The 7048-nt window shown below is 71.4% G+C and carries 10 protein-coding genes; 4 read left to right on the forward strand and 6 right to left on the reverse strand.

Annotated elements, in window-relative coordinates; all coding sequences use genetic code 11:
- Positions 1-94: 94 nt before the first annotated feature.
- From HGA02_RS07135 to HGA02_RS07145, 3 genes are read right to left on the reverse strand one after another with little or no spacing between them, the layout of a single operon-like run.
- Positions 95-664 carry a TerD family protein gene (locus tag HGA02_RS07135; RefSeq protein ID WP_168678443.1) on the reverse strand — a complete coding sequence of 190 codons (570 nt, stop codon included), beginning with the start codon at positions 662-664 and terminating at the stop codon, positions 95-97.
- Positions 665-675: 11 nt separating this feature from the next.
- Entirely contained in the window at positions 676-1203 is a 528-nt protein-coding gene (locus HGA02_RS07140) for a hypothetical protein (RefSeq protein WP_168678444.1), read from the reverse strand.
- Entirely contained in the window at positions 1187-2401 is a 1215-nt protein-coding gene (locus HGA02_RS07145; RefSeq protein WP_168678445.1) for a toxic anion resistance protein, read from the reverse strand. The genes HGA02_RS07140 and HGA02_RS07145 overlap by 17 nt, the downstream gene beginning before the upstream one ends.
- A gap of 237 nt (positions 2402-2638) precedes the next feature.
- Here HGA02_RS07145 and HGA02_RS07150 point away from each other — a divergent pair, with 237 nt between their 5' ends.
- From HGA02_RS07150 to HGA02_RS07165, 4 genes are all read left to right on the forward strand, one after another.
- On the forward strand, positions 2639-3214 hold the full coding sequence (locus HGA02_RS07150) for a TerD family protein (RefSeq protein ID WP_168678446.1): 576 nt from the start codon (positions 2639-2641) through the stop codon (positions 3212-3214).
- Entirely contained in the window at positions 3214-3792 is a 579-nt protein-coding gene (locus tag HGA02_RS07155) for a TerD family protein (protein WP_168678447.1), read from the forward strand. The genes HGA02_RS07150 and HGA02_RS07155 overlap by 1 nt, the downstream gene beginning before the upstream one ends.
- 87 nt (positions 3793-3879) lie before the next feature.
- Positions 3880-5034 carry a DUF475 domain-containing protein gene (locus HGA02_RS07160; protein ID WP_168678448.1) on the forward strand — a complete coding sequence of 385 codons (1155 nt, stop codon included), beginning with the start codon at positions 3880-3882 and terminating at the stop codon, positions 5032-5034.
- A 35-nt stretch (positions 5035-5069) separates the two neighbouring features.
- The gene (locus HGA02_RS07165) at positions 5070-5648 is read left to right on the forward strand and encodes a TerD family protein (protein WP_168678449.1); all 579 of its coding nucleotides are present in this window, start codon (positions 5070-5072) and stop codon (positions 5646-5648) included.
- Positions 5649-5764: 116 nt separating this feature from the next.
- Here HGA02_RS07165 and HGA02_RS07170 read toward each other — a convergent pair whose 3' ends face one another.
- The 3 genes from HGA02_RS07170 to HGA02_RS07180 all read right to left on the reverse strand — a co-directional run.
- Positions 5765-6163 (reverse strand): PIN domain-containing protein, encoded by a 399-nt coding sequence (locus HGA02_RS07170; protein WP_168678450.1) that lies wholly within the window; start codon positions 6161-6163, stop codon positions 5765-5767.
- Positions 6160-6402, reverse strand: coding sequence for a FitA-like ribbon-helix-helix domain-containing protein (locus tag HGA02_RS07175; RefSeq protein ID WP_168678442.1), 243 nt, complete (start codon positions 6400-6402; stop codon positions 6160-6162). The genes HGA02_RS07170 and HGA02_RS07175 overlap by 4 nt, the downstream gene beginning before the upstream one ends.
- A gap of 55 nt (positions 6403-6457) precedes the next feature.
- A partial coding sequence (locus HGA02_RS07180) for an NAD(P)/FAD-dependent oxidoreductase (protein WP_343035344.1) occupies positions 6458-7048 on the reverse strand: 591 nt, incomplete at its 5' end.

Below are 7048 nucleotides of genomic sequence, written 5' to 3' on the forward strand. Positions count from 1 at the left end.
GGGCGGGCGGGAGCGTCAGGACGCAGCCGCCGACGGCGGAGCCACGGCAGGTCGTCGCGCGGCGGTGCGCCCGCCGGGCCGAGGCCGACGCCGCTCACGACCGCAGGCCGTGGTCGCGCAGGATGCCCGCGATCCCGTCGGCGTACCCCTGCCCGACGACCTTGAACTTCCAGTGCGGGCCGTTGCGGTAGAGCTCGGCGAGGACGAGGCCGGTCTCGGTGGACAGCGCGGGCGCGAGGTTCTCGGAGACGACGAGCTCGTCGTCCCCGGCGAGGTCGAGCACGCGGACGCGCGCCTCGCGGAGCTGCCCGAGCGAGCGGCGGTGGCCGAGGCCCTCGTTGATGTAGGCGACGACGACGATGCGCGCGACCTCGGGCGGCACGTCGCGCAGGTCGACCTCGATCTGCTCGAGGTCACCGGTGGACCGGGCCTTCTCGAGCTGCGCGACGGACAGGTCGGGCGACGTGAGCTGGTTGAAGAACACGACGTGCTCGCGCGAGAGCAGCTGGGTCGCGTCGTCGCACAGGAGGGTCGCGACGACGAGGTTGTCGACGAGCACGGTCTCGGGCGACGCGAGCGCGACGCCGACGACGACGCCGGTGAGGTGCGGGATCTCGCGCGTGAGGTTGGCGTTGCCGCCGCGGGGCATGGGTCGGGCTGCCATCAGGGGTCTGCTCACAGGTCCAGGTCGGAGCGGGCGAACTTCGTACGGAGGAACGCGCCCTGCGTCATGAGGGCGTCGGCGTCCTGGTGCTGCACGGCGTCGAGGGTGGCCGCGACGGACGTCGTGAGGGTGTCGATCTGGATCATGAGCGCCTGCGTCGGCGTCACGCCGCTCCCCCGCGGGACGTCGCGGAGCGACTCGTCGACGGCGAGGTACGAGCGCAGCGTCGTCGGCAGGTAGTCCGTCGCGGTGCCCTGCACGGACATCACGGCGTACACGTCGAGCGGGCGGACCTCGGAGGTGTCGACGACCTCGCGCAGCAGGTCGGTGAGGCGGCGCGCGTTGACGACGGCCGCGACGGGCAGGTCGCCCGACCGGGAGTTGACCAGCCGGACGACCTCCGCGACGGCACGGCGCAGCTCGGCGGGGCTGTCGCCGGACGCGACGGGCGGCTGCACGACGGCGACGGGCTCGTCACGGTCGCGCAGCCGCTGCCAGAACCCCCGGCGGCGACCGCCGCTCTCAGGACTCGAGCTCACGCCGGCGGGTGCGCTCCAGGTACGGCTGGGCGCGCTCGATCTGGCCCTCGAGGGCGGTGACGGTCTGCGCCATGGAGTCGACGGCCTGCGCGCGGAACGTGTCGAGCGCGTCCATCGTCTGGAAGACGTTGTCGAACGCGGCCTGCAGCTTCGCGACGTCGAGCGTCGCCTCGGACGCCTGCTGGTTGATCGCGGCGCCCTGGATCTTGAGCTGCTCGGACGTCGACTCGATGAGGTTCGAGGTGACGGTGTTGAGCGCGGTGATCTGGTCGAGCACGAGCTTCTGGCGCGAGAGCGCCTGCGCGACGATGACGGCGGTCCGCAGCGCGGCGACGGTCGTGGTCTGCGCGCGGTCGACGCCCTTGATGAGCTCGAGGTTGTTGCGGCGGACCAGGTCGAGCGCCATGTAGCCCTGCACGGACACGGCCATCTGCGTCATGAAGTCCTGGCGGCGCTGGCGCACGGGGAACAGCGCGTCGGCACGGACGGCGTCGGCGTCCTCCTGCCGGCCCGCGGCCTCGAGCTGCGCGATCTTCTCGACGAGCGCGTCGTCGAGGGCGGACGCGAGCGAGTTGTACTCGGCGAGCCGGCCCATCGCGGCCCACAGGTTCGCCTTCTCGGTCTCGATGGCCGCGTTGTCCTTGCGGAGCTCGTCCTGGCCGGACGCGAGGGCCTTGATGATCGCGTCGAGGTGCTGCTGTGCCGACTGGTACTTCGCGAAGTACTGGTCGATCTTCGAGCCGCCCGGGATCCACTTGAGGACCTTCTTGGCGCCCGTGAGGTCGGCCCGGTTCGGGTCGAGGTCCGTCACCGTGTTGCGCAGGTCGACGAGCGTGTTCGCGACGCGCGTCTGGGCGTCGCCGGTGTTCTTGCCCTTCACGATCGCGGCGGGACGGTCGAGCATGCGGCTCGACACCGTCGCGGCGGCGCGCATGTCCTGCTCGCCCATCGAGGTGATCGACGCGACCTTCTGGCTGAACGCGGGCGACTTGGCGTCGATCGCGGTGAGCTCGGCGACGAACGCGTTCGCCTTGGACCGCAGCTCGACCTGCTTGGCGTCCTCGAGCGGGACGGCGCCGACGGCCTGCTCCTCCTTGACCACGACAACCGCGGCGGGCGGCGTGAGGACGAGCGCACCGGGCGCCGGCGCCGCAGGCGCGGGGGCGGTGGGCGTCGACCCGAGGTCGAGCTCGGACATGGGGAGACCTCCAGGCAGGGCGTTCGGGCGGGTGGCCCGGCGCCGCCGGGCACGGGAACGACTCTAGGACGCGGCGGCGGTGCGTGTGCTCGTCCGGCCGGGCGGATCCTCCTGTGGACCGACGTGTGGGCGGGGTCCGCGTGGATAGCATCGCTCGGAACCCCGGCGCCGGATCGGTCGTTGGGATCGTCCGACGGGCGGGAGAGCCGCTCCCCCCGGTCCGCGAAGGAGGAGCACGTGTCTCTCAGCCTCACCAAGGGCGGGAACGTCAGCCTGACGAAGGCGGCGCCCGGGCTGACCGCGGTCGTCGTCGGTCTCGGCTGGGACCTGCGCACGACGACCGGTGACGACTTCGACCTCGACGCCTCGGCGATCGTCGTCGGCGCCGACGGCAAGGTCCTCTCGGACAAGCACTTCGTCTTCTTCAACAACCTCACGAGCGTCGACGGCTCCGTGCAGCACCTCGGCGACAACCTCACGGGTGAGGGCGAGGGCGACGACGAGCAGATCAAGGTCGACCTCGCGTCCGTGCCGGCCGAGGCGGACAAGATCGTCTTCCCGGTGTCGATCTACGACGCCGAGAACCGCCGCCAGACGTTCGGCCAGGTCCGCAACGCGTTCATCCGCGTCGTGAACCAGGCGGACAACGCCGAGCTCGCGCGCTACGACCTCTCCGAGGACGCGTCGACCGAGACGGCGATGGTCTTCGGCGAGCTGTACCGCAACGGCGCCGAGTGGAAGTTCCGCGCGGTCGGCCAGGGCTACGCGTCCGGTCTCGCGGGCATCGCCCGCGACTTCGGCGTCGGCGTCTGATGGGCGTCGTCCTCGCCAAGGGCGGCAACGTCTCCCTGACGAAGGAGGCGCCGAACCTCACGAAGGCGCTCGTCGGGCTCGGCTGGGACGTCCGCACCACGACGGGTGCCGGGTTCGACCTGGACGCCAGCGCGCTGCTCGTCGGCGCGAACGGCAAGGTCCTGTCGGACGCGCACTTCGTCTTCTACAACAACCTCTCGAGCCCGGACGGGTCCGTGACGCACACGGGCGACAACCGCACGGGCGAGGGCGACGGGGACGACGAGGCGATCGTGCTCGACCTGGCGGCGGTGCCCGCCGACGTCGAGCGGATCGTCTTCCCCGTCTCGATCTACGACGCACCCGCGCGGCAGCAGAGCTTCGGGCAGGTGCGCAACGCGTTCATCCGCGTCGTCGACCAGTCCGACGGCAACGAGCTCGCCCGGTACGACCTGTCCGAGGACGCCTCGACCGAGACGGCGATGATCTTCGGGGAGATCTACCGGCACGGCGTCGAGTGGAAGTTCCGCGCGGTGGGCCAGGGCTACGACACGGGCCTGGCCGGGATCGCGACGGACTTCGGCGTCCAGATCGGCTGACCCGCCGCACGGCCGGCCGCAGTCGCTCCTAGACTGCGGTCGGCCCTGCAGCGGTCACCCCCACCCCTTCACGAGATCGAGAGTCCCGTGTTCTTCCGCATCTTCGGCTGGTCGCTCGCCGTCACGCTCGTGTCGCTCGTCGTCGCGTTCTTCTACGGCGGCTGGAACGCCTTCGTGCTGTGCCTCATCCTCGGCGTGCTCGAGGTGTCGCTGTCCTTCGACAACGCGGTCGTCAACGCGAAGATCCTGGAGCGGATGAGCCCGTTCTGGCAGCGGATCTTCCTCACCGTCGGCATCGCGATCGCCGTCTTCGGCATGCGGCTCGTCTTCCCGCTGCTCATCGTGGGCATCACCGCGAACCTCAACCCGGTCGAGGCGATCTCGCTCGCGATGGAGAAGGGCGACCCGCACGAGCCCGGCACCTACGGGTACCTGCTCAACGAGGCGCACCCGCAGATCGCGGCGTTCGGCGGCATGTTCCTGCTCATGCTCTTCCTCGACTTCATCTTCGAGGACCGTGAGATCACCTGGCTGTCGTGGCTCGAGAAGCCGCTCGCCAAGATCGGCAAGCTCGACCAGCTGTCCGTCGTCGTCGGCGGCATCGCGCTCGTCCTCGCCGCGGAGCTCCTCGCGGACGACCCGGCGATCGTCATGGTCTCCGGCGTGCTCGGCATGATCACGTACATCGCGGTCAACGGGCTGGGCTCGCTCTTCAACGTGCCCGACGCCGCCGACGACGACGCGCCCGCCGAGGTCGAGGCCGTCGCCGACAAGACCGTCGCCGAGAAGTCCGGCCGCTCCGGCCCGACCGAGCTCGCGAAGGCCACCGGCAAGGCCGGCTTCTTCCTCTTCCTCTACCTCGAGGTCCTCGACGCGTCGTTCTCGTTCGACGGCGTCATCGGCGCCTTCGCGATCACGCCCGACCCGATCATCATCGCCCTGGGCCTCGGCTTCATCGGCGCGATGTTCGTCCGGTCGATCACCGTCTTCCTGGTCCGCAAGGGCACGCTGTCCGAGTACGTCTACCTCGAGCACGGCGCGCACTGGGCCATCGGTGCCCTCGCCGCGATCCTGCTGGTCAGCATCGGCTTCCACGTCGACGAGATCATCACCGGCCTCGTGGGCGTCGCGTTCATCGGTGCCGCGTTCGCCGCGTCCGTCCGCCGCAACCGTCGGGAGCGCGCCGCGCACCCGGGCGGTGCGGAGGGCGACCGCGAGCCGCAGCTGACGTCCACCCCCTGACGTCCTGACCCACCCGCCCCGTCGAAAGGCCGCACGTGTCCGTCAACCTCACCAAGGGCCAGACCGTCTCGCTCACCAAGTCCGACGGCGGCACCCTGACGCAGGTCCGCATGGGCCTCGGCTGGGACGCCATCAAGGTCAAGGGCCTGTTCGGGCGCGCGAAGGAGAAGTCGGTCGACCTCGACGCCTCGGCGCTGCTGTTCGACGCGAACGGTGCGCTCGTCGACCAGGTGTGGTTCAGCCAGCTCGCCAGCAAGGACGGCGCGGTGCAGCACACCGGCGACAACCGGACGGGTGCGGGCGACGGCGACGACGAGTCGATCCGCGTCGCGCTCACCGGCGTGAACCCCGCGGTGAAGACGCTCGTGTTCGTCGTGAACAGCTACACCGGCGAGACGTTCGCGCAGATCGAGAACGCGTTCTGCCGCCTGATCGACGAGACCACCGGCCAGGAGGTCGCCCGTTACGACCTGTCGGGCTCCGGCTCGCACACCGCGCAGATCATGGCGAAGGTGACGCGGGACGGCGCCGGCTGGAGCATGACGGCGCTCGGCGTCCGCACCAGCGGCCGCACGATCAAGGACATGCTGCCGGCGGTCTCGCAGGTCCTCTGACGGGCTGCCCGCCGCACGACCGCCGAGGGCGGGTCACCTTCCGGGGTGGCCCGCCCTCGGCGTGTCTCCGACTCGCCGGACGGCTGGTCGCGCCCGTGAGGGTCCCGCCCGCCGCGTCAGACGGTCTGCACCGGGCAGCGTGCGACCCCTGCCCGGCCGATCCGGGCGTCGGCGGTCACCAGGGTGCAGCCGTGGGCCTCGGCGGTCGCCACGTATCCGGCGTCATAGGTGCTCAGCGACGAGCGCAGCTCCCACATGCGCGGGATCAGGGGGGCGGTCGGTGCCGTCATGACGACCATCTGCGCGAGCGTCGCGACCGAGCGTTCGGCGCGTTCGGTGTCGAGCTTCTTGCCGAGCCACAGTCCGCGGATGACGCTGAGGACCTCGGTGTGCCAGTGCTCGGGTGCGACCCAGACGGGGTCGGCGGCGAGCACCGCGCGTGCCGCGAGGACGCGGGCGTCGGCCTCGACGTCGGCGAAGAGGAGTGCGACGACCGAGGCGTCCGGCACGATCACCGGGCGGCCGCGTCCGGTCGACCGCTCGTCAAGGCTCCGAGGACGTCGTCTCCGGTCACGCCGGTTCCGCTCGTCCATCCGGCAAGTCCTGCGACGAGCGCCTGGTTGCGGGCGAACGAGGCCTCCCGCAGCACGACGCGGAGCAGGTACGCCTGGAGCGACTGCCCCTCCTGACGCGCTCGCTCTGCCAGTGCGTCACGCACCTCGTCGGGCACGTCCCTGATCTGCAGCGCCACCATGCATGCAGTTTACATGCACGACGCTGCTGCGGGCCATGCGGTCGAGCCCGGCACGTCAGGTCTCCGCCGGGGCGAACCGCACCCCGCCCGACCCGACCGCGTTCTCCGCGGACCGCGCGGCGCGACCGATCGCCGCCCGGCGCGTCGCGTGGCGGCGGCGGAGCTCGGTGGGGATCGCGAGGGCGCGGCGGCGGGACGGCAGGAAGCGGAGGAAGAAGACAAGGCGCAGGATCCAGGCGAGCGGACCCGTGATGCTCAGACCCCAGATGTCCGCGACGCCGTGGCCGACGCCGAACGCGGCGCCCTGGCCGAGGCCGAGGTAGCGGAACGGTCGGCCCGGTCGGCTCTGGAGGGCGCGGGCGACGTTGCGACCCACCTGGTCGCCGGCCTTGATCGCCCACAGCGCGTTCGCGGGGACCGGCTCGTGCGTGCGCGGGTGCAGGACGCGAGCCGCGTCGCCTGCGGCCCAGACCCCGTCGCGGACCGTGAGGTCGGGCAGCGTGCGGAGCCGGCCGTCGTCGTCGCGCGCGAGAGGCTCGGTGCCGGGCAGGCGCACCGGGCGCTGACCCGTCGTCGCCAGGACCGTGCGCGTGCGGATGCGTGTGCCGTCGGACAGCGTGACGCCGTCGTCGTCGGCGGACGTCAC

Origin of the sequence: Cellulomonas septica (assembly GCF_012396155.1) — a bacterium.
Lineage (GTDB): Bacteria > Actinomycetota > Actinomycetes > Actinomycetales > Cellulomonadaceae > Cellulomonas > Cellulomonas septica.

Coding starts and splice junctions, on each gene's coding strand:
- HGA02_RS07135 (WP_168678443.1), bottom strand. CDS start 664: ATGGCAGCCCGACCCATGCCCCGCGGCGGCAACGCCAACCTCACGCGC.
- HGA02_RS07145 (WP_168678445.1), bottom strand. CDS start 2,401: ATGTCCGAGCTCGACCTCGGGTCGACGCCCACCGCCCCCGCGCCTGCG.
- HGA02_RS07155 (WP_168678447.1), top strand. CDS start 3,214: ATGGGCGTCGTCCTCGCCAAGGGCGGCAACGTCTCCCTGACGAAGGAG.
- HGA02_RS07175 (WP_168678442.1), bottom strand. CDS start 6,402: ATGGTGGCGCTGCAGATCAGGGACGTGCCCGACGAGGTGCGTGACGCA.